General features: G+C 43.4%; 19 protein-coding genes. 11 read left to right on the top strand and 8 right to left on the bottom strand.

All coding sequences use genetic code 11. The annotated features are described in order from the left end of the window. Positions 1 to 36: 36 nt before the first annotated feature. Both U4956_RS00515 and U4956_RS00510 read right to left on the bottom strand, forming a co-directional pair. Positions 37 to 450, bottom strand: coding sequence for a hypothetical protein (locus U4956_RS00515; RefSeq protein WP_323088193.1), 414 nt, complete (start codon positions 448 to 450; stop codon positions 37 to 39). Positions 451 to 1,299: 849 nt separating this feature from the next. After that, the gene (locus tag U4956_RS00510; protein ID WP_323088192.1) at positions 1,300 to 1,791 is read right to left on the bottom strand and encodes a hypothetical protein; all 492 of its coding nucleotides are present in this window, start codon (positions 1,789 to 1,791) and stop codon (positions 1,300 to 1,302) included. A 716-nt stretch (positions 1,792 to 2,507) separates the two neighbouring features. On the opposite strand from U4956_RS00510, the gene U4956_RS00505 reads away from it, so the two are divergent. The 3 genes from U4956_RS00505 (at position 2,508) to U4956_RS00495 (ending at position 5,677) form a co-directional block, all read left to right on the top strand. Further along, positions 2,508 to 3,770 carry a helix-turn-helix transcriptional regulator gene (locus tag U4956_RS00505; RefSeq protein WP_323088191.1) on the top strand — a complete coding sequence of 421 codons (1,263 nt, stop codon included), beginning with the start codon at positions 2,508 to 2,510 and terminating at the stop codon, positions 3,768 to 3,770. A 267-nt stretch (positions 3,771 to 4,037) separates the two neighbouring features. After that, entirely contained in the window at positions 4,038 to 4,580 is a 543-nt protein-coding gene (gene msrA / locus U4956_RS00500; RefSeq protein ID WP_323088190.1) for a peptide-methionine (S)-S-oxide reductase MsrA, read from the top strand. Positions 4,581 to 4,681: 101 nt separating this feature from the next. After that, a complete protein-coding gene (locus U4956_RS00495) occupies positions 4,682 to 5,677 on the top strand; it encodes a Fic family protein (RefSeq protein WP_323088189.1) in 996 nt (331 codons plus the stop codon). Between the two features lie 235 nt (positions 5,678 to 5,912). On the opposite strand, the gene U4956_RS00490 is transcribed toward U4956_RS00495, so the two are convergent. After that, a complete protein-coding gene (locus tag U4956_RS00490) occupies positions 5,913 to 6,560 on the bottom strand; it encodes a hypothetical protein (protein ID WP_323088187.1) in 648 nt (215 codons plus the stop codon). A gap of 965 nt (positions 6,561 to 7,525) precedes the next feature. Between U4956_RS00490 and U4956_RS00485 the strand changes: the two genes are divergently transcribed. The 6 genes from U4956_RS00485 to U4956_RS00460 all read left to right on the top strand — a co-directional run bounded on the left by U4956_RS00485 (position 7,526) and on the right by U4956_RS00460 (position 13,031). Next, on the top strand, positions 7,526 to 8,722 hold the full coding sequence (locus tag U4956_RS00485) for an SPFH domain-containing protein (protein WP_323088186.1): 1,197 nt from the start codon (positions 7,526 to 7,528) through the stop codon (positions 8,720 to 8,722). Between the two features lie 461 nt (positions 8,723 to 9,183). Continuing rightward, positions 9,184 to 10,176 carry a choloylglycine hydrolase gene (gene bsh / locus U4956_RS00480; protein ID WP_323088185.1) on the top strand — a complete coding sequence of 331 codons (993 nt, stop codon included), beginning with the start codon at positions 9,184 to 9,186 and terminating at the stop codon, positions 10,174 to 10,176. Between the two features lie 101 nt (positions 10,177 to 10,277). Then, the gene (locus U4956_RS00475; RefSeq protein ID WP_323088184.1) at positions 10,278 to 10,532 is read left to right on the top strand and encodes a hypothetical protein; all 255 of its coding nucleotides are present in this window, start codon (positions 10,278 to 10,280) and stop codon (positions 10,530 to 10,532) included. Between the two features lie 174 nt (positions 10,533 to 10,706). Then, positions 10,707 to 11,615 carry a metallophosphoesterase gene (locus U4956_RS00470; protein ID WP_323088182.1) on the top strand — a complete coding sequence of 303 codons (909 nt, stop codon included), beginning with the start codon at positions 10,707 to 10,709 and terminating at the stop codon, positions 11,613 to 11,615. Between the two features lie 90 nt (positions 11,616 to 11,705). Then, positions 11,706 to 12,470: a prolipoprotein diacylglyceryl transferase gene (locus U4956_RS00465; protein ID WP_323088180.1), complete on the top strand. Its 765-nt coding sequence runs from the start codon at positions 11,706 to 11,708 to the stop codon at positions 12,468 to 12,470. A 402-nt stretch (positions 12,471 to 12,872) separates the two neighbouring features. Further along, positions 12,873 to 13,031 (top strand): hypothetical protein, encoded by a 159-nt coding sequence (locus tag U4956_RS00460; RefSeq protein WP_323088179.1) that lies wholly within the window; start codon positions 12,873 to 12,875, stop codon positions 13,029 to 13,031. Between the two features lie 236 nt (positions 13,032 to 13,267). Here U4956_RS00460 and U4956_RS00455 read toward each other — a convergent pair whose 3' ends face one another. The 4 genes from U4956_RS00455 to U4956_RS00440 form a co-directional block, all read right to left on the bottom strand. Continuing rightward, entirely contained in the window at positions 13,268 to 13,915 is a 648-nt protein-coding gene (locus U4956_RS00455; RefSeq protein ID WP_323088176.1) for an ATP-binding cassette domain-containing protein, read from the bottom strand. Then, positions 13,912 to 14,634: a hypothetical protein gene (locus U4956_RS00450; RefSeq protein WP_323088175.1), complete on the bottom strand. Its 723-nt coding sequence runs from the start codon at positions 14,632 to 14,634 to the stop codon at positions 13,912 to 13,914. Before U4956_RS00450 ends, U4956_RS00455 begins: the two co-directional genes overlap by 4 nt. 345 nt (positions 14,635 to 14,979) lie before the next feature. Next, positions 14,980 to 15,714, bottom strand: a complete 735-nt coding sequence (locus U4956_RS00445) for an SWIM zinc finger family protein (protein ID WP_323088173.1) — start codon at positions 15,712 to 15,714, stop codon at positions 14,980 to 14,982. Continuing rightward, complete coding sequence (locus U4956_RS00440; protein WP_323088171.1) at positions 15,711 to 18,353, bottom strand: DEAD/DEAH box helicase; 2,643 nt, start codon at positions 18,351 to 18,353, stop codon at positions 15,711 to 15,713. The genes U4956_RS00445 and U4956_RS00440 overlap by 4 nt, the downstream gene beginning before the upstream one ends. A gap of 414 nt (positions 18,354 to 18,767) precedes the next feature. Between U4956_RS00440 and U4956_RS00435 the strand changes: the two genes are divergently transcribed. Then, on the top strand, positions 18,768 to 19,097 hold the full coding sequence (locus U4956_RS00435) for a PadR family transcriptional regulator (protein WP_323088169.1): 330 nt from the start codon (positions 18,768 to 18,770) through the stop codon (positions 19,095 to 19,097). Next, positions 19,084 to 19,623 (top strand): DUF2812 domain-containing protein, encoded by a 540-nt coding sequence (locus U4956_RS00430; RefSeq protein WP_323088167.1) that lies wholly within the window; start codon positions 19,084 to 19,086, stop codon positions 19,621 to 19,623. Before U4956_RS00435 ends, U4956_RS00430 begins: the two co-directional genes overlap by 14 nt. 222 nt (positions 19,624 to 19,845) lie before the next feature. Here the strand turns inward: U4956_RS00430 and U4956_RS00425 are convergent, their stop codons facing one another. Continuing rightward, entirely contained in the window at positions 19,846 to 21,219 is a 1,374-nt protein-coding gene (locus U4956_RS00425; protein ID WP_323088166.1) for an IS4 family transposase, read from the bottom strand. Between the last annotated feature and the right edge of the window lie 314 nt (positions 21,220 to 21,533).

The raw sequence follows: 21,533 nt of genomic DNA, 5'->3' as shown, positions 1-21,533 counted from the left end.
TTTCAGACCAATTCAAGCTTAAAGGTTATGTTGAAATTATTCATCGATTGATCGGTTGATGACCAGTAAAACAGCGACCATGATCAGAACCAGACCAATTGCAACGCCATTGCCCATCAGTAAAACCGAATAAACCGGACTCGAAAATATCAAGACTACCGCATTGTAGGCAACCATCCCGCACAGAAACAGGAGGACACAGTGCAGACACTGGCCAACCACTGTTAACGGGAAAAACTTTTCCGTTTTATCCCGCAGCCAGGCTAGAAACCCTGCACAAACAGTCCAGCACAAATATCCAGTCATTGACAGACGAGTCCCGTCAATCACAAGAAGTCCGCAGGCCAGAGGGATAAGCGCAGCAAGAAGAATGGTCAGATAGATATGCTTATTGATGGCTGGTTTTACACCAACATCTAAACCTGGATCGACTTTGGCAAACAGTTTCATAAAAATTCTTCTCCTTTTCTTTTATGATCTTGAGAATGCTTTGCGTAATGGATGATTCAGTAGGAGCTATTCTATCTTGTCCTGGATTGATAAGATATTCGATACAGTTATCGATGAAGCGTACAGGGATAAACCGGTTTATTATGCTTTTTTATAATAACGCGTGATATCATCCATTTAATGGTTTTTCTTGCACTCCGTTTTATAAACAAATTATAAAGTATTTATCGATGCCGTTAAAGCATAAACTAAACTATACATGCAATTTTTGTCAAAAATATCTAATGCCATTCACTTAAGGAAAAGAATATCTCAAGGACGAGGCCTTTAAAGCCATCATGGACCCAGATGATTTCTCCGGTCTTGTGGTTCACGACTGTTGTAGGGCAGGTATGTTCCTTTTTATGGCTTGTTTCATCAATCCCAATAACTTCAAGATTTTCATCCTTCACTTTGGGGTCTTTCTCCTTGGCTTTCTGAACACGGGAAACGATGGCTCCGACAGTTCTTCAGTTGATTGTCATCTGCTCACAGACGAGCTTTTCCAGCAAAAGAAAGAAGATGCCAGAATGACATCTTCAATAAATCAAAACAAGGTCACATCATACACTTTGCGTATGGAGCCAGTAGTCTGGTACGGTTATGGCTTTGAAGCCATTAAAAGATCAGTTTTCCACAGAAGATGTTGACTCTTCTTTACTTTCCCAGACGGAATTATACTCATCTAAATTTAACATCTGGTCCTCTTTAGAATTTGTGTCTGAGGAAGAGCAACCATAAACAAAAAGCATAGAACTGCTCAGAGTGATTAAACAAAATTTCCGAAATGTCATAAGTATCTCTTTACTATTAAGGCCTAAACGTTGCCACACCCTGTTCTTGAAATGCCCCGAAAACAAAAGTACCATATACTTTGATCATATCCCCACTATAGCTTGCATATGAAGAAGTGCATTGCCATCCGTTATAAGCAACAGGAGTACTTAGTAAACATGTATCATAGGCGAATTGTGGGCGCCCTCCAATCACTTGGGTTTGGTATTGAAGCGTAACATATCCGATTGCACTGCCGGAACTATCAAGGAACTGAGCGGTCTTCGTTTGAACAGGTGAAAGAGACAGAATATCATACTCTTCATCGATCAGAGAATTTGAATCCATTACAAGTGCATAATCATCACCTGCATATTTTTTGTTATAATCATCTAATGGGATAAATTCATCTGTTAAATCAGTTTGACTTAAATCGGTTTGGGGAACTTCTTCAATAACGGTCTCGTTATAAGAAGAGCCGCATACTGATGAGATTCCAATAGAGAGAGCAATTAATAAAGAACGCATACTTTACTTCACAACCTTTCTTTGATGCGGATATAAGTTTTTGCTATTTAAACGATAACGCCCTTAAATGCAGTACTAATAAAAATGGGACAGTGAGTTTCGGAACTATAGATAAAATAGAAAATATTCTTTAACTAAAGAATATATTTCCAACTAATCTACAAATAAGTTATTTAATTGTTAGCTATTTTACCTTAGTCATAATATGACTCAGGCAAAATCCCATATATTAATTAATTTAGCTTACTCACAACGACTTCAATATACTGCACTTAAGTTTATCTATATTCTGCTAGTATGTATCTTCTCGGGGTATATATTCGCTTTTTTAGTTCTGAAAATGTGGGAGTTATCGTTTAAATCTAAATATTGATAGTCAATTAATAGAGCATAGGTATTTTATCTATGCTTTAGTCGATAACTATCTAATGGGCTTTATTTCTATGCCGTTCCTAAGGCTTCATACTAATCACCCGAGATTCCGTTTCCTCCTTGGGGGGATATTGAGTAGACCCAACAATAGTCTTCAGTTTTATGTTCCTGACAAAACTTGGGCACTATTGAGAGTCCGCTCCATGAGATTGTTAGAAGAATCATTGATGCTGTCACTAAATACTTCATTAATCTTTTTTTCCTTTCGTTTTTATGATTCAATGCTACCATACAAGAAAAATAAATAAACCACGATATATTCGCGAAAAGATTTGAGGAAATCAATGATTATTAACGACCACTTTGGCTATATTGAAAAACAGCTTCGAATTCAGAGAGAGTTGTCGATAGATAACGTTTCAAATGACCTGAAAATCTCTAAAGGTTATCTGAGCGAAGCTGAAAATGGAAAAAGGAAGCTCAATGAATTCACGTTCCGAAAATTTCTTGATTTTTATGAAATCGATTTTGATTTCGATCCAAATTTATCAAAGGAAGTACATCGGCTACTGAACGATCTGATGGAAGCCTATACTTACAAAAATTCGGAAAAAGAAGAACAAATACTGACAATTTTTGCAGACAAAACATCGTCTTATGAAAAATCTCTTGCCTGTCTGTACATCCCGTTATTCAGGATGATGGCAGCTCGTAAAAAAGATCCAGCCAGCATGTCAGATTTAGAACGGAATGCATTCAATGAAATCGATGAATATCTGCCCGCTTTCGATAATGATGAAATAGCTCTTATCTTCTATTTAAAGGCGTTTCAGGCGGGGAAAAGAAGGGCGTTTGACCAGTCGCTGGATTATTATGCCCAGGCCCTGGCGATATTTGATGGAAGACTCTGGCCACAGCTCGAGGGAATCATTAAGCTGAATTACGCGTATACCATTATGTTTGGAAAATCATATTATGAAGGATACTGTGTTGGTCTGGAAGCGCACGATATTTTTGTCAAGCATGGAAATTATACCAGAGCTTTAATGTGTGACAACAATATCGCAAACTATCTGCTTTGCCTCCAGGCATTCGAAGGGGCAAAGGAATATCTTCGAAAAATCTTGCTTTCACCATCGATTCAAAACGTTCCGGTTTATGGAGATGCAGTCACAACCATGTTGATCACCCTGACACTGGAAGAGAATTTTCAAAAAGCCATCGAGTTTGCAGCTGAGCACTCTATCGACGCCAATAATGGCTTTATTCGTAACTTGCCATTGGTTCCGTATTGTCATTATCGTCTGGGACAATATGACCAGTGTCTGGAACAAATGGCACAATTCGATCCTGGCCTGCTTGAAAGTGATGATAAAGCCTTATTTGGTCTGCTTAAAGCAATTTTGAAGGGGGATTCTGCCAAAATTGAAGCCGCTAAACAGAAAATGCGCAGGATTTGCTGCAGGCAACGGAATTGGAGTATGCTTATGATTCTTTACCAGCTGCTGATTTACTACTATAAGTCTGTCAACGATCTGGAATCACTGGTCGAGGCTTATGAAGAAAACAATCAAGTTCTCAGACACCAGCTGCCGCTAAAGATCTGACAAGAGAAAGCAAGGACCAAAAGTTCGCGAACTTTTAATTGATTTGATGACTTTTTGGGAGGATTGAAGAAGTTTGGCTGCCAAAAACCGAACGGTAAACAGCTCATACAGGAATGGCGTCATCATCTTCATGATTTGTACAGGTCGTTATTAAAATGAAGAGTAAGAATGCAGATCCTGTAGAGTCAGTTTCTCGTCAACACATCTCTTCGATTTACAAGGCTTTCACCTATACGATCTGCAAACTGGAAGACAGGAGGAAATCCAATGAAATCCATTATCTTAGCCGGAGGCTGTTTCTGGGGACTCCAGAAATTTTTTGACCAGTTTGAAGGACTGAAAACAGAAACTGGGTATGTCAACGGGCAGACAAGCCAGGCCAACTATCAACAAGTGTGCGCAGGAAGCGGGCATGCGGAAGCGGTAAAGATTGAGTATCCAGATTCCATTGACCTGGACCAGATTCTGGCGGCTTATTTTGCAGCAGTCGATCCAACTTCTTTGAATCGGCAGGGAAACGATATTGGGATCAATTACCGGACAGGGATTTATGTCACCAATCCTCAAGAAGCCCAAATTGCAAAAGCCATGCTGAGCGATTTGCAAAAGCATTTCGACCAGCCTGTCCAGATCGAAATCAGACAGCTGAAAAATTACTGTCCTGCTGAAGACTATCACCAGAAATACCTGGATAAAAACCCGGGTGGATATTGTCACCTGCCAAAATGGCTGCTTGCCGGCCACTTTCTGCCTTCAAAATCTGAAGTGCTCAAAAGTTATCCTTCACTGGAAACAGTTTTATCGGAATGATATAAGCTGTTCATCACAAGTGCGAGGTAAGTGTTGCGGTCATTAGTTCCGATAAACCCTTTTTTTCCACTTATAATGGAGTTGCCAATTAGGAAGGTCTGATGCCGATGAAATACATGACGGTGCTGGAAGCCTCCCGCAAGTGGGGAATTTCTGATCGTCGTGTCCGTTTTCTCTGTTCTCAGGGAAGAATCAGGGGCATCATTCAGCAAGGGCGGCGTTATTTGATTCCGGATACCACGGAAAAGCCTCGTGATGAACGTGTCCGGCGTACAAAAGTTTCTGATCCACGTAAGTATAATGATTTTACGAGACTGGATTTTCTCAAAGCAATGATGGGCGATACTCCCTCTCCAGGTGTTCAGTATCGAAAAGAAAGTGACCAGCAGTTTTTAAAGGAATTTACCTGCAGCAGTTCAGCGATGGAGGGCAACACGCTGAATCAGCAGGAGGTAGATGAAGTTTTAAACGGACGCGTGGTCGCCGGACATTCTTTGACTGAGCATATGAGTGTTGTCGGCAACAAAGATGCCATGAGCTATGCCATGGCCTGTGCCCGAGAGCGTAAACCATTGTCTCAGAATGTTATCCGGAACATTCATTCTCTAGTACTGATGGACCAGCCTTTGACTAAAGGAAAATACCGGCGGGTCAAGGTCAGATTGAAAGGGGCAGATTCAAGCCCTGTCCAGATTGATCTGATTGAGCCGCGGGTCAACGATTTGTTGAACATCAATACGCAGCGAAAAAAAGTGATGCACCCAATTGAGCGAATCACCAGGTTCTATCTTGAGTTTCAGTCCATTCACCCCTTTGAAGATGGAAACGGACGGACTGCCAGGGTCCTGCTGAATCTGGAACTGATGCAGAACAGCTATCCCCCAATTCTTTTCACTGCCTCTGATCAGGATGCCTATAAAAAGGCCATGCGGGAGTTCTTCAATTCCCACGACGCATCAAAAATGATCCGGTTAATCAGTGAGAAAGTTGAAAATGCGATGGAGCGATATCTTTCTTCATCCCGGAAACGGAAACCAAAAAAAGCTGCCCAGCCTAACCCAGCTCAGGAACCATCTGATGCCATTGGACTGGCTTAAGTCAGGACAACTGATTCAGGACACTTGTATAAACAGGGTGGGGTTTTCTTCATCCTGTTTTCGTCGTGGAAAGAACTTCCAGCTGTTTTCTTATGCCCGCTTTCCTCTGTTATGTGCCAGTTCTCCTCTATCCTCTATCCTTGTCGTCGGTATCCTTGTCGTCGGCTATCGTTGTCAGCCGCTAATATTCTTCTGATCTCTATCCGCCATCTATGTCCTCTATCATCAGCCGGTATCAGATCTGGTCAATCAAGGTCAGCAGCTTTTCGAAATTATAGGGGAAATCATTAAAGCCTTCGATCAGAAAGACTTTATAGCCTCTGGCTTTCCAGCGCAGTCTGACAGACCAGTAGACTTTTTTGCTGCTTTGGCGGTCAAATCCTTTGGGTTTGTAGCGGCGAAACCAGTCGACCAGATCAATCTGACCCAGAACTTTGACAAAGTCGCTTTTGTTCATGGACTGGACAACAATGGTTTTTGAATTCACTGGAGACTGGCGCATGTAGGTCGTTTTGACAATCTGGTCATTGATAAAAAGATAATCAAAGACCTGAGCATCGCCATCTTGGTTTCCGATTTCGAAGGAAAAGGTGATCATGCTCTGCATTCTTTTTGTAAAGTCCGCTTTTCGTTTTTCATAGACACTCTCGGGCATTGGCTGGCCGCTATTGATAATTGTCTGCAAAGTCTGCTGGAGGGTGTGTTCGAGATCTTGTATGGTTTTTTGTTCATCCGGAAGTAAAAACATATCCTGGTTTCGGGCAAACATCTGTTTTTCAACCTCGGTTTTGGCGATAGCCAGTTGTCGGCGATAGTATCTGACCTTGCGGGCCATCTCATTTGAAGTGTCTTCAAAAGGGTTGTGATTGGAATTGCTGCTCATAATTTCTTTCTCCTGTTCTATATGGGGCAATGAGATTTCAAAGTCGATCGGTTGTCTGGTCTGAGAAATGCTGCAGGCTGTTTGGATAAGAGGCTGCAAAGAAGAATATGGATCTGAAATCCTGCAAACAGGATTCCACGGAAAAGATCCCATGCCGATAAGAAACAGATCAGATCTGGATCAAAAATCTCTGCCCGACTTTGACTGACGCCAGTTTTAAGACTCCATGAATTTGTAGGTCACTGAAAAATCAAAGAAACCATTTTTTGTCTTTTCCAAACGGGCGTCCTTATGCATGGCAGATCGGACAGAAAAACCGGTATGATTTTATCTGTTCGATCTGAACGGTCATTCATCATCGTTATCCAAGTCAAAATCGTCGATCAGGAAAAGTGAAGTTCCTTTTTTGTATGAGTACGAGTGAAAAACGAACGAAAGCACATGGAGAAGTCTAGTGACCAATACAGTCTGAATCAAGTCATGGAAATATAACGTAAGATGTTAAAAGAACCGATCACACACAACACAGAGCACGATATTCAGTCGATGTTATAGTTGTTAAAATATATATTGTTAAAGACGATATCTCACCATGAATCAATCCTGGCTGTTCCAGACATATTTTACTTCTCGATGATACGGATGCTGAATTCACAAAAGTGTTTTAATTTATAAAACCAGAATAGAGATGCCTGAAATGACTCTTTTAAATAACTGTTTTCGTAAATTTGTTCTTTTTGTGGTATCTGTTGGGTTTACAGATCTGTTCATTGATTTCCCTTTATGTTAGATAAATAAGCGCTCTGAAAAGTACCTGTCCTGGCAGTTTTGAAGAAAATAGGAATCTGTTTACAAAAGGATAAGGAATACATTCTGAGGATTCTCATAATTTGTCTGAACAGTATGGTATATTCTAAATAATCCGATCCTGTCAGGGGATCGCAGACTCTCTGGAGGTAAACTACATGGGAATTATTAAATGGTCACTCGATGCGGCTCGTTCGACATATGCGGATCAGCCAAAGGAAATTCTGACCTGTGAAGGGTTAAGCAATGATGTTCTGGCGGTTCCTGCCACCCAAAAAGGAAAAAACGGCCGGGCAAATCCTGTCCTGAGTGATGGTTCTGTATTTAATGTCGGAATCAATCAGGCGGCCCTGCTCATTGAAAATGGTAAAGTTCATGACTTTGTCATTGCGGACAGTGAAAAAAATACTGGCCAGTATATTTACGATACAAATGCGGAACCTTCCTTATTAACTGGAGGCCTTCGCAACTGGGATAATGTATGGAAGACGGTGAAAGACCGTTTCAGCTTTGGCGGCCAGAGTCCCAACACGATGAATCTGGTTTACTTAAACCTCAAAGAAATCACTGGCAACCCTGTTGGTGTTGGCAAGATTCCATTTGTCGACAACTATCTCAATACACGCCTGCTGCTTGGGCTGCATGGCTATTACACTTTCCGAATCTCCAATCCCGCGGTTTTCTATGAAAATCTGTTGATGGATCCAACTCGCAAATATCGCAAAGACGAAATTACCGAACAGCTGCGCGTAGAGATGATGCCAAAGATCTCGGCAGCCCTGGCCAAAATTGCTCCATTCTGCGTCAATGGCTACCAGGACATCTATGCTCATGATGAAGACCTGGCGAAAGCGCTCAACGAATCTCTTGGAAAAGAATGGCTCGATTCCCGCGGAATTGAACTCGTGAAGGTGGCTTTAAATCCTGAACTTTCACCAGCTGATTCCAAGCGCGTGATGGAACTGGAAAATGCAAAGACCCTTTCCAATACTGATATGGCGATTGGTTCCATGGTCAACGCCCAGAACCAGGCCATGCAAAATGCCGCCGGCAATGCGCATGGCGCAGTGAACGGCTTTATGGGCATGAATATGGCTGGTGGGGGAATGAATGCCAGTGATCTGCTTAAAGCCAAAATGGCTTCGCAGCCCGCTCCATCCCAGGCCGCTCCTGTCTCCTCTTCCCATGCATCCGGAAGCTGGACCTGCCCGGTCTGTGGGGCGGTGAACACCGGAAAGTTCTGTCCCAATGATGGAACGCCAAAACCTGCCGGTCCAAAATTCTGTCCAGAATGCGGCCACCAGGTAGAAACCGGCGCAAAATTCTGCCCGGAATGCGGAACAAAGCTCGGTTAATTGGCTAAACTTAAACTGACATCGTCAGGTCTGTTTCTTTACAGGAGATCGACCTGCAAGAAAAAGAAGGCTGCCTGTTTCGATCTTTAAAGATCCAGCACAGAGTATCCAGCCCCTCCCAATCCCTGAACTGATCTGAATCTGCTTTTTTCATCAGGGATTGTGAAACAGATCCCGTAATTGTGTATCACAAAATATTTTGATCTCAATTCAGACACCCCTTGTTGACTTCCTGTTTTTGATGACGGGAAGTCTTTTTTTCGAAACGCCAGATGCAAAAATAAGAATGGTCATTTCGAAAACGGTCTTATTCATGTTCTCCTATAATAAGAACAGAATTACAAAGCAGTACCATTCATATGGTCTACTTACCTGATCTCAAAAGTGAATCAGCCTGTCTGATGTGTTTGTGAGATCTGTGGGCAGATCTTTGATCTGGTACGAGGAAAGGATGTTTTAAAATGTGCACTGGTCTTTCGTTCAGAAACGGAAATAGCCACTATTTCGGTCGTAACCTTGACCTTGAAATTGATTATCCGATTACTGTAACCATCACTCCACGAAACTACGAGTATAAGTTTCGTCATCTTGACACTACCTACAAAAACCATTACGCAATGATCGGTATGGGAATGGTTGTTGACGGCTTCCCACTGATGTTTGAAGCCATCAATGAAAAAGGTCTTGGTATCGCCGGTCTGGCTTTCTGGAACAGCTGCCATTACTTCGAACCAGCAGAAGGAAAAACAAATGTAGCTTCCTTCGAACTGATCCCTTATATCATGGCTGACTGCGCTACTGTTGAAGATGCCCGCAAAAAATTCGAAAATCTGAATATTACAAATGAAGGGTTCTCCGTTCATATGCCACCTTCGCCATTACATTGGATCATTGGCGATGATAAGGAAACTATCGTTGTTGAACAGACGATTGATGGTCTGAAAGTTTATGATGACCCATACGATGTCCTGACCAACGAACCAACCTTCCCGTTCCATAAAGAGAACCTGAACTACTACTGCAACGTCTGCAACCATATCAAAGACTTCAAAGAAAGCCGTTTTGCTCCAAATATGCCTGACTTCCGCAACTTTGGTGCTGGTACCGGCACTGCAAACCTGCCTGGTGGTCTTGATCCAGTATCCCGTTTCGTCCGTGTTGCTTTCTATACACTGAACAGCCGTTGTGCAGATACTGAACAGGCGAATGTTTCCCAGTTCTTCCATATTCTGCAAAGTGTTGCTCAGCCTGATGGCGGCGATAACAACAAACCTGGTGAATATGAAATCACACAGTATAGCTGTGGATGCAACACCAAGACTTTACGTTTCTATTACACCACGTATAACAACCAGTCATTAAATGCGGTTGATCTGATGAAGGAAGACCTCGAAGCGGATCAGTGCAAGATGATTCCTGTTATCCGTGATCTGCAGGTTAACGTACAGAACTGAATTCCCGTATTCCCAAATCTTCCCCCAAACCTTTCGTTTTAATCGACTTTACCGACTTACATGACTTAAAACTGTATCCCTGAAAAGGATGCAGTTTTTTCTTGGACTTTGCAAAACAAAAAACAAAGAAAAAAGGCATTGAGAAAAACGGATTAAAAGGGAAAACGGCATTGAAAGAACAAACAGGAAAATCGGGGAATCAGAGAAATAGGGAATCAGGGAATATCAGAAAGCCACAAACACCCGTTGCGCACAAGGGAGCATGGGAAAAGGGAAAAAGAGGAAAAGGTTTGAGCATACAAGATAGGTTCTTTCGAATGCTGGGGCCATGGATGAAGGCATGGCGGATGAATTGATCAAAGTTGAAACAGTCTAGTTGAAGTGGCCGGAATGAAGGGACGGCAATGAAGGGATCGTCATAAAAGGATTGTGGAGGATGGTTTTGTGCCTTCAGGTTTTATATCGACAGGTTTGTCCTTACAGTCTTGTCCTCAAGTCATGTTCAGTGGACAAGCTGGTATAATGCAGGCATGACCTTTTGGATTCTTTTCGTATCCGGATTGATTCTGGCTTTGATTCTGCTTTTTTTCTGGAATCAAAAGCTCAACAAGTCGATCCAGATTACCCGAAGATCAATCGAACTGGATTTTCTGCCGCCTGCTTTTGATGGATATCGGATTTTGCAGGTATCTGACTTACATGGCAATGATCCTTACGATCTGATCGATAAAAGTAAAGCCTTCAAACCGGATCTGATTGCCTGTACCGGGGATATTTTTGATGGTGTAAGGAATGCGGAAACGACTTTTCGAGTTCTCAAGGAACTTGCACAAATTGCCCCTGTTTATTTTGTGAGCGGCAATCATGAATACTATGCGGGCAACTGGCCAGAGCGTACTGCCCGCTTAAGAAAGATGGGTATCCATCTTCTGGAAAATGAATGCACCCAGATCTGGAAAGATAGCCAGAGCATTGAGCTTTGTGGGGTTGATGACCCGGATCTCAATTATCGCTGGTTGTATGCCAGAAGACTGCAGCAGCATCACCAAAACATCGCCAAGCTTCCTTCCAGAAAAGATAAGGTTCGGATCTTGCTGTCGCATCGGGCGGACTTGTTTGAACAGAGCCTTGAAGCGGATGCGCACCTGATTTTGAGCGGCCATATTCACGGCGGGCACTGGCGGATCTTGAATAAAGGGATTCTGACTCCGTATAATGGAGATCGGTTCGTTTTTTTTCCAAAGTACGATGCTGGACTGTTTCGAATCGGAAACTGCCAGATGTTTGTCAGCCGCGGACTTGGCGATCAGATGCGCATTCCAAGACTGCTCAATCCACCCGAACTGGTCTGGATTACTCTTCGCCGCAAACCAGAAAACAACACTTCAAACAAGCCGGATTGGAAATCCAATCACAGGCTCGCTTGCAGACCTGATTGAGACCCGATTGCCCCGGCAAATCGGGAAGTTTTCTGAAAAAGCGAAAAAACAGGAACCAAATCTTTCATTGATTTTTAGAAAGGAAATCTAATGTACCCAATTCTGTTTTCATTTGGCAGCATTCACTTCTATTCCTATGGACTGATGATTGCCATCGGTATTCTTGTTGCCTATTATCTGGCTGAAAAGAAAATCAAAGCCAATGGCATTGACCCCAAACGCCTGGAATGGCTTGTTTTCTCAATTCTTGCCGGTGGATTTGCAGGATCCAAGATCCTCTACTGGATCACCCGGATTCCAGACATCGGCACCGACCCAACGATTTTTACCAACCTGGGTGATGGATGGGTTGTTTATGGTGGAATCATCGGCGGTCTTGTTGCCGGCTGGTTCTATTGCCAGAATCACGGCATGAACTTCTGGAAAACCTTTGACATGGTTATTCCGGAAGTCGCTTTAGCGCAGGGCTTTGGCCGGATCGGCTGTTTTCTGGCGGGTTGCTGCTATGGTGTGGAAACCCATGCCTGGTATGCGGTTGTGTTCCCGGAAGAGTCATTGGCACCGGCAGGGATTTCCCTCTTTCCAAGCCAGCTGGTCATGTCAGCCTATGACTTTGGCCTGTATTTCTTTCTGGAATGGTTTTCCAAAAAGAAGAAATTCAATGGGGAAGTTGGGGCAGCCTATCTGATTGCTTATTCCTTTGGCCGTTTTGTCATCGAATTCTTCCGCGGAGATATGATCCGCGGGGTCGTGAATGGTCTTTCTACTTCCCAGTACATTGCCATTGCAACTTTCATTGCAGGGATCGCAATTATCGTGATCGGCCGCAAACGATTCTCCCAATCCAACAAATAGGACCTCTCATGGCAGGAACAGTTCTGATGGCTGTTCCTGCTTTTTGCATGGAAACGGCCAAGAAAGAAGACTGACCAGGGCCGGGAAAAAAGCAATGATGGACCAGATCAAACGCTTTTCGAGCCATTTCTTTGTGACCTTTCATCTTTTTTCTGCATAGTTTCCATGTTTCTTTACGAAATGTTCCATCGAGGATGGAAATTCTGTGTTTAAATAGGTAAACAAAACCATGATATAAACACAATTCAATCCCCAGTCTATGAACTTTCCAAACTGCGCAGAATTTTTAGGAGGAGAGGAAGGCAGAGCGGCCTGATATTCCAATATCTTGATTGATCGAAAAAGGTCATAAGCTTTCACTGGGCAGATGAATTGTGACAAAGAAAAGAAAGGAAGAAGTGCATGATTACTTTATTCTTTATGATTATTGGCTTGATCTTCATGGGTTCAGTGATTTCATTTGTCCTGAACGCCTTGTTTCACCCGATTCGGACGGTCAAGAAGATCATTATGACCATTGTCTGGGGTGCAGTGGTCCTCTTTATCCTGACCCTGATCTGATTGCTGCAAAAAAGGAAGTTACAAGGGATAACCGGCTACCGAAATGAACAGATTTAGAACGCAACAATAAAAATGGCCGAAAATGTAATGACCAAAATGATCAAGACGTTTTCGGCCTTTAATTTGTTTCCACCACTATTGCCTGATCGCATGGACAGGCAATATGGTCAGGTAATATCTTCCATCTTTTAACATGGATATCAGTTCTTCCAGAGAGCACAGATCCTTGCCGACTCTTACTGTATAGGAGAATTGAGCTGAATGATCTGGTCTGCAAGCTCATCAAAAGAGCGGTCATGACTGACAACCAGAATGGTTTTGCCCTGGCTTTGCATCGCTTTGAGCAGATTCATCACCCGCTTTGCGTTTTCTCGATCCAGATTTCCGGTTGGTTCATCAGCCAGAATCAGATCACAGGATTTTAATAAAAGTCTTGCCAGAGCTACCCGCTGCTGTTCTCCACCAGATAGCTCATAGATTCTGCTTGCCAGTTTTCCTTCTAAACCGACCTGGTGCAGGGCATCCTGAAGCAGCTGAGACTTATTCTTCTGCTTTTTCTGATCCAAAACCATGTCCAGATTGTACTCAACAGTCTGTGAATCGACCAGAGCATAATTCTGGAAGAGCCACCCAATTTTTTCTTTAAAAAATTGAATGCTTTTACGAGAATAAGGTTTTACAGTCTGACCAAACAGCTGGATATCACCCTGGTCAGGACTGTCTAAAAGTCCAACTAAAGAAAGCAAGGTTGACTTGCCTGCTCCGGAAGGTCCTTCAATGATCACAAAGCTTCCTGCCGGAATGATGAGTTCGGGGATATCGAGAACTGTTTTCTTGTTAAAGCTTTTCTGAAGATGATGGATTTCAACTGCAGGGATTGTCATAGACTTTGTTCTCCTTTCAGGATTCGATGGATTCTTCCTTTTTCAAATTTTCGGATCGTCATCCAGGAAATTACAATGAGCAGCAGCAAATAGGTCAAAGAACCAGCTGCGATGGTTTTGATAGCTGCTTTTTTCAGCAGTAAAACAAGCAGCACACAAAGGTGCATCAAAATTCCAATCGCAAACCAGACCTGGTATCGCTTAAACCAGGAAAGTCCAAGATGGTATTGAACTGCAATCAGCTTTTGATCAGAAGCCAGCCAGATTTGCAACAGACTCTTGAGCATCATGCCAAGGCAGAGCAGATAAATCAACATCACCAGTCCGTTTTGAAGCAGTGAAATCGTCACGCTGTTTTTCGTGTTGTTATAGTTTAAGGTATTCAGTGAATCATTCAAAATTCCCTCAAGATGGTTTGCCTTTAAAAATTCCTGGACTTCCTGTTCTATCTGCTCACCTTCGATTGGAATGAAACGATAGCTTTGGCCGTAGTTAGTTGGTGGCTGACTCACACAGTTCACTGGGTCCCGATAGGGAATCTGAGAAATTGTCTGATCGGAACTCAGATGAGGATAAAGCCGAATTCCATCTTTGACGTATAGCTTCTGTCCCGATTGGCACATCATACGAAGCTGGTCGTTTTCTTTTAATTCAGCTACACGACTTTCCGGAATCAGAATCAACGGCAATTGGGCTGGATACTGGTCCAGGTTCAGCATTGTTCCATCCTCTAGCATGATATGCAAAGTGCATACAAAATTTGCCCGAGAGACCGCCCAGGAAATGGTCAAAATCATGATGGAGAATCAAGGATGGGCCGAGTTGTTTCCGTATGAGGAATGCGAGCAACTGGCAGATCTTTTTAGCTTTCCATTTAGTTGGTAAAAAACAACATAAAAAACAGATACTCGGCTTTTACGTGCAAAACGAGAGTATCTGTTTTTTGCTTGGTTCTTGGTGGTTGAGGCTCAGGCAAGGATATGCATCTAAGGGGCTATGCAGTTGTATGCCATCTGGGCATTGACTTCGATAGAGCATGAACCTTTGGGGTGCCCGTTCTAGATCTACAGACCAAACAGCTCATTGGTATTAACCTGAGCGTCGAGAATCCGTCCGGATGGCCGGTCGACATTTTTGAGCATGGATTCCAGTTTATTTGCGATGGCTTTTTCAACAAGGGATTTTGGATCCAGGCCGCGAAGTTCAAACAACAGCAGCGGTTTTTGATCGAGCCGGATGCCGATGCCATACATCACCGCAGCGACGTGCTTACAAAGATAGGCGCCATCCGGGCAGTCACAATGAAATTTGATTTCGGAAGGAGAAGGGAAAAGGCCTTCTTTGGCCGTAAATAAGTCCTGCAACTCTTTTGGAAATTCGCCTGCCACTAACGTTTCCAGCGATGAAATCCCGAATTCACAGCGTTCCTGAATCGCTTTCTTTGCCTTTTGACTTAATGGCTTGATGGTAATGGTAATGTCATAAGGGGTTCGATCCGATCCCTGGACTTTGGCATGAACAACGCCTTTTTCAATTTGAAGGTCAATGACCATACCGTTGCGGCAATAGCGCTGCCCTCGAGGCAGTCTGTTGGCATAGTCTGAGTATTGTTCCATGTTGGCACACCAGGCTTTGCCCCACCAGTTTGTGCAAAGCTTTCGCTGGGAACCGGTGCCTGGCACAACAATCGGATCGTAAATAACACCTTTCTTTCTGGCCCGTTCGATCGATTTGCGGGCTTTGGCCTGCAGTTCACCAACTGTAGGCGTTTTGTAATAGAAATTGCCATAGTAACTCATAACGTTAACCTCAATGTCTGGATGAGCTCATCATCAGAAAGGGAAGTCAGCCAGCTTTCGGTCGAGCTGCTGATCACATCATCTGCCAGTTTCTGTTTGGAGGTAATCATTTTATCGATAGCCTCTTCAATTGTATTGGAGCAGACAAACTTATGGACAATGACATTTCGTTTCTGACCAATTCGATAGGCACGGTCAGTGGCCTGATTTTCAACGGCCGGGTTCCACCAGCGGTCAAAATGTACCACATGGCTGGCCTGGGTCAGGTTCAGTCCGGTACCGGCTGCCCGTAAGGAGAGAACAACGAAAGGAATATATGTTTCCTGTTTATTGAAAGCATCGACAATTTCCTGACGCTGTTTGATCGGGGTCTGGCCGTGAATGACATACCCTGGAGCACCAAAGATCTGTTCAAGAAATCTGGCAATCGGTTCGGTCATTTCGCGATACTGAGTAAAGACCAGAACCGATTCTCGGTTTTCCGCAATCGGGCGGCAGATTTCTTCGAGCATTTCGAATTTGCCGCTTTCCGCTTCAGTAAACTGTTTTTGTCCAAGATACTGGTCGGGATGGTTGCAGATCTGTTTGAGCTTATTGAGGGTAGCCAGAACCAGTCCGCGGCGGTTGATGGCATTGGTGGATTCACCCAGTTCCGGCTGGTTTTCCAGCTCTTCTTTGAGCTTATCGACGACATTGGTATATAAGACTCGCTGCTGTTCAGAAAGAGTAATGTAATCATTCTGCTCAACCTTATCCGGCAGATCGTTGATGATCGATTTATCACTTTTTAAGCGTCTCAGCAAAAATGGAGAGATGATTTTTTGCAGGCGGCTCAGCTTTTCAGCCTGCGGACGGCTGTCATCTTTCAGGTAGGCGCCAAACTGATTGAGATTTCCCAGCATGCCATGATTAAGGAAGTCAAAAATCGACCAGAGGTTAACCAGATCGTTTTCAACCGGGGTACCTGTCATGGCCAGACGCATGGCGGCAGGAATCTGCTTGATCGAACGCGTCTGTTTGGTTTTCGGGTTTTTAATCGCCTGGGCTTCATCCAGAATCAAAAAATCCCAGTCGACTTCCTGCAGCGAGTCCAGCCGGGAAGCCATGCCATAAGTTGTCAAGTTTAAGAAGGGGAGATTTTCGTGCGGGGTATTTTCAAACGCTTCGACGCCGGCTTTGCCATGGATGACGCCAATCTTCAGATCCGGTGTAAACTGGGCAGCTTCCTTAGACCAGTTGGCAAGAAGGGATGCAGGAACAACCAGCAGAGCCTTCTTTTCTGGATGATTCTGGTGTTCTTTTTCCAGCCAGGCCAGGGTCTGAACTGTTTTTCCAAGACCCATATCATCGGCAAGAAGTGCGCCAAAGCCTAAAGAAGAAAGAGCATTGAGCCAGTTATAGCCTTCCTGCTGGTAGGGGCGCAAGGTGGCCTGAAGTTTGCGCGGCAAGGCTGTCTTGCGCAGAATTTTGGGATCAGTCAGCTTGTTGAAGATATTGCCCATCCATTTACCATTCGAGATCTGAATGTCGCCATCTTCCTGGTTGTCCATCCAGTCCGGTGTCTCCATTCCGCTTTCCAGCCGCAGTGCTTCACCAAGACTCATGGAATGAGGCATAGACTCCATTCGTTCCAGCAGGGCTTTCAGCCTGGCGTGATTGACTTCTACCCAGCGCCCTTTAATTAAGGAAAGACCTTCGGCACTGGCCAACAGCTTGCGAATATCCGCACTGGTCAGCTTCATGCCCTCAACACTCAGCTCCGGACTCAGCGCAATCAACGCATCCAGGCCCAGCAGCGACTTTTGATTGCCGAGTTTGACATTGAGCGCCACTCTTGAAGAACGGCTTCGCCACCAGTTTGGAATCCGGCAGACAATTCCGATCTTCTCCAGCTCTTCAACGGACTTCAAAAAGGCATAGGCCTCTTTTTCGTTCAGGCCAATCGTGTGAAACAATTCTCCTGATGTCATGAAAGATCCCAGTTCCGGACAGATTTCAGCGGCCTGGTTCAGGCAGGAGAGCAGTTCGAGCATCTTTTTCTGGTCTCCTTGGTATTCATGCAAAATCTCTGACAGGGGTAAGTGGCGCACATCCCCTTGTGGAGTGATGTGGGTATAGGTGGCCAGAAAGGCAAAGGGATACAGTCCATTTTTATATTCAACCAGATGGAAGAAGATCGATTCGGCCGGATTCAGTGCTGGATTTTTCTCGTTAAAGAATTTCTTGACACTGTGTGGATACAGAACAATCTGGTTTTTAAACACTTCAAGAAGATGGGCATAAGCCTGATCAATCCATTGGGAATCAATCAAAGAAGACTCCTTAACAAATGGTCGTTCGTTGAGCAGTTTTTCCTTTTGGTATTCATCGGGAGCAAGCTGAATATTTTCACGCAGTGTTTCCAGCCCTGGGGCCTTGAGCAGATCCGAAATAAAGGCCGCTCCTACTTTTTGCAGAAATTTTAAAACCGTAGACTGGCTTTCAATCGGTGCTTCCAGCCCCAGTTCAAGAACAGCATCCCAGGGGGAAAACATAAACCGCAAAGCCCGCTGCTTTTGCGAGCTGTCCAGTTGATCCAGTTCCGCCTGCGAAATTCGAAGGATAAACCCTTCAGGCGTAATTTGATAGACAGGTTCCATAAATTTTTCCTCGTATTTGTTTCCTTTGATTCCAGAAACCGAAGCAGATAACAGATTCAAGATTCAATCCAGTCTTTGTTTCCAGAAGGAGTTACTTCCAGTGTAACAAAGCTCATTGAAAAAGAATGGAAAGACCGGCGAATTCATCTTGTAAGAGCCGTGTTTCATCCGATTTCATTGCTTCGCCTATTCTTTTGTCATTCAGACTGAACGTCCATCAGCCTTATCGGTTAACGCCATCCTCTTCTCTTGATGTGTTTTAGACCAGGCTGGCTCTTTTTGGTTTGTATTCTTTCCGACTCTATTTCTTGTCAAGTTTCAAAATCATATAGATTTTCTCCCCTCCATACATCGCAGTTCGATATACTAGAGCCAGCAGTTCGATGTATGGAAAAGCTGGATGGAAAGGCGTCTATGGATAAACATATCAAGAAAGTTTACGTACCAATGACCGAAACCGGGTTCTATATCCTGCTCAACCTGCGAGAAGAGGCCCATGGCTATTCCATTGTTAAAAAGACCGAGCAGATCACCCATGGCGAAGTCATTCTCGCTCCCGGAACTCTGTATGGATCGCTTTCTAAAATGGAAGAAGATGGTCTGATCGCATTTGTCCGGGAAGAGGAGAAGCGAAAATTATACAAAATTACAGATCTCGGTCAGGAGGTTCTTGACCTGGAGATCAAACGAATTCAGCGGCTGTATGAAAACATGAAGGAGATGACTTCAGATGAAAAACGTTAAAACTGTTTATCGCTTTTTTTCGATTTGTCAGTGGAAAAAAGAAGAAAAATGGCTGCGCAAAATGGCAAATGAAGGCTGGAAATTTTTGCGGATTGCCGGCCTGAATCAATATTATTTCGTCAGAAGCGAACCAGAAGATATCATTTACCAGCTCGACTACCATCCAAATGGCGCCTACAACAACGAGGAGTACCGCCAGTTGTTTGAAGACTGCGGCTGGGAGTATTTGCAGGATAAGTTTGGCTACAGCTATTTTTGCAAGCCGGCTTCCAGGATGAATGGCCGCGATGAAGAGATCTTCTGTGATGATGAATCCAGGATTCAGATGCTCAACCGTATCTTTAAAGGCTGGATGGTTCCCTTGCTGGCGGTTTTCTTTCTGATCATTCTTCCTCAACTTTTCTGGCTGGGACATAATGATGAGCCGCTTGAGAAAGTTTTGTTTTTCGTTTATTGCTTCCTGTTCTGTATCTATCTGGTTATCTTCATTTTATTTACGATTCAATATGCAATGTCATTTAGCTAGAAAAATATGACCTCAAACTTTGTATAAAAATCAAAGACAAAGTGGATGATAGGAATAGAATTTGCTGCTGATTATATCCATATGCACCAACCAAGCACAAAATATACTGATTGATTTGGCTGTATTCATCAAAATAGGTGCACTAAAAACAACCCTTCGATAAGAGCCGTTTTTAAGAATTGTATGGGTGGTTTGTATCAATAAGATGCGCATATAATGCACTTATCGATAGGTGAACCATATCAAACGATTGGGATGGAGATTTCGCTTGAAGCTCCTTTCCGGCCGAACGGGCAGTTTTTCTCTTAGCAGCTCCTCGGTCAGAGCTTGAAACTCCGCTTTTGTAATTTGACAGATTGTTCGTTTTTTCGTCCATTTCGGAGTAAACGTGTTCCTGATAGCCCGTATCGCCTTAGTTGTATTGATTTGGTATTCATAAGTTGTCTGCTTCTCTTCTTTATTATCCGATTGAGATGATTCAAGAACACACTTTTTGATCTCGGAAACCAGATTGTAGAAGATAAGGGATGAATAAATCTCCTGAATGATGTATTCTGCTTTTATCGAGTGGATACGTTTCATTCCTATTCCATATTTAAGCCAGGAGAAACTCTGCTCGATTCGCCACCTTAGGTGGTAAATAAATCCAAGAGCCTCCGGAGGAAATTCTGCTTCATCCAGATTGGTAATCAGTCCTTCCCAGACGTTGTCGCCAATCTCGATAGCTACCACCCTGCAGTCAAAATCAATAAATTCAGATTCTTGATCAATCTGTCTCATTGATTTTTTGACCAGGTATTTCATCTGGGGGTTTTCTTTTTCCTCTTTTCTTTGGTGGTGGGTAAGAATGCGGCTGATCTGCTGGTCTTCTGTATGGTCAAGCTGTGTATAAGTCAGGCAGCTATACTCTCGTTCTTTCATACGTATGAGGTATTTGTGCCCTAAGGATTCAATAAGCTTACACAATGGATAAGAAAAATACCCTCTGTCCATGACAAAGAGAAATGTCTCGCCAGGATAAGCTTCGTGAATCTCCTTGACCATTTTCATAGCAGCGGCCCGTTCGTCTTTGGACCTCTGGTCTTGAGTGACGATGGCTAGATATTTGTCATTAAGTACGTCATAGGCAGCGTTAATGTGAATACCGGCCCGGATGATGGTTTCCTTGTTCTTGGCATAAATGATGTAGTCAGGTTCATCTTCATTTGGCGCAACAGGTTCATTGGTTCCATCAAAGGCTATTACCCTTAGCCCTTTATATTTTTTATCCATGTAACAAAGTGCCAATGTGGCTTTGTGCAGTGCTGAAAATACGCTGACTGGAGTCTTGGCTTTTGTCTGAACAAGTGCCGAAGCAGATGGTCTTACACTGCCCATGCCGAAATAGTTCATGGATAAATCGGAGAGTGTTGATCCATTCCCGATAATGGATGTATTCAGGAAATGGAACAAGTTTATTTTTGATGATCGATAATGACTTCGTGAGAAAGCTCCTGTTTGAGAAGCAAGAATCTTCTCCTGTTTGTGGGCAAATTCCTCAAGGAATTTCATGAATCTTTGATAAATCACGGACGGCGAAGTAACTTTAGTTGCCATATTTTCCTCCTTATAAAGTTATGTTTTCAACGTGATAAGGATTAAATTAGACAATTATAGAGTTGTTGTCAAAGCTAATTTTCGTTAAACCAGAAAATATAAAATCCACCATCTGTGCACGGATGGTGGACAATACTAACTATCAAAAACTAAGCTAAATGACATTGATTCAATATGTAAGACTTTTGTTGTCCATTGAAAGGCAGTCATGAAAATTCAATCCAGTCTTTTGCAAGAGCGAAAGACAAATTCGAAACCGTGCATAACAGCATGACCAGCCTCCATTGTTTGAAAAGGCTGGCCATGCTGTATTG

Origin of the sequence: Allobaculum sp. JKK-2023 (genome assembly GCF_034745455.1) — a bacterium.
Classification (GTDB): domain Bacteria; phylum Bacillota_I; class Bacilli_A; order Erysipelotrichales; family Erysipelotrichaceae; genus Allobaculum.
The sequence above is the reverse complement of the archived record's forward strand: the minus strand, read 5'-3'. Positions and strand labels throughout refer to the sequence as shown.

Excerpts from the sequence above, each read along its gene's own strand:
- U4956_RS00515 (WP_323088193.1), bottom strand. The coding sequence starts at position 450 with ATGAAACTGTTTGCCAAAGTCGATCCAGGTTTAGATGTTGGTGTAAAA.
- U4956_RS00510 (WP_323088192.1), bottom strand. The coding sequence starts at position 1,791 with ATGCGTTCTTTATTAATTGCTCTCTCTATTGGAATCTCATCAGTATGC.
- U4956_RS00505 (WP_323088191.1), top strand. The coding sequence starts at position 2,508 with ATGATTATTAACGACCACTTTGGCTATATTGAAAAACAGCTTCGAATT.
- msrA (WP_323088190.1), top strand. The coding sequence starts at position 4,038 with ATGAAATCCATTATCTTAGCCGGAGGCTGTTTCTGGGGACTCCAGAAA.
- U4956_RS00495 (WP_323088189.1), top strand. The coding sequence starts at position 4,682 with ATGCCGATGAAATACATGACGGTGCTGGAAGCCTCCCGCAAGTGGGGA.
- U4956_RS00490 (WP_323088187.1), bottom strand. The coding sequence starts at position 6,560 with ATGAGCAGCAATTCCAATCACAACCCTTTTGAAGACACTTCAAATGAG.
- U4956_RS00485 (WP_323088186.1), top strand. The coding sequence starts at position 7,526 with ATGGGAATTATTAAATGGTCACTCGATGCGGCTCGTTCGACATATGCG.
- bsh (WP_323088185.1), top strand. The coding sequence starts at position 9,184 with ATGTGCACTGGTCTTTCGTTCAGAAACGGAAATAGCCACTATTTCGGT.
- U4956_RS00470 (WP_323088182.1), top strand. The coding sequence starts at position 10,707 with ATGACCTTTTGGATTCTTTTCGTATCCGGATTGATTCTGGCTTTGATT.
- U4956_RS00465 (WP_323088180.1), top strand. The coding sequence starts at position 11,706 with ATGTACCCAATTCTGTTTTCATTTGGCAGCATTCACTTCTATTCCTAT.
- U4956_RS00460 (WP_323088179.1), top strand. The coding sequence starts at position 12,873 with ATGATTACTTTATTCTTTATGATTATTGGCTTGATCTTCATGGGTTCA.
- U4956_RS00455 (WP_323088176.1), bottom strand. The coding sequence starts at position 13,915 with ATGACAATCCCTGCAGTTGAAATCCATCATCTTCAGAAAAGCTTTAAC.
- U4956_RS00450 (WP_323088175.1), bottom strand. The coding sequence starts at position 14,634 with ATGCTGAACCTGGACCAGTATCCAGCCCAATTGCCGTTGATTCTGATT.
- U4956_RS00445 (WP_323088173.1), bottom strand. The coding sequence starts at position 15,714 with ATGAGTTACTATGGCAATTTCTATTACAAAACGCCTACAGTTGGTGAA.
- U4956_RS00440 (WP_323088171.1), bottom strand. The coding sequence starts at position 18,353 with ATGGAACCTGTCTATCAAATTACGCCTGAAGGGTTTATCCTTCGAATT.
- U4956_RS00435 (WP_323088169.1), top strand. The coding sequence starts at position 18,768 with ATGGATAAACATATCAAGAAAGTTTACGTACCAATGACCGAAACCGGG.
- U4956_RS00430 (WP_323088167.1), top strand. The coding sequence starts at position 19,084 with ATGAAAAACGTTAAAACTGTTTATCGCTTTTTTTCGATTTGTCAGTGG.
- U4956_RS00425 (WP_323088166.1), bottom strand. The coding sequence starts at position 21,219 with ATGGCAACTAAAGTTACTTCGCCGTCCGTGATTTATCAAAGATTCATG.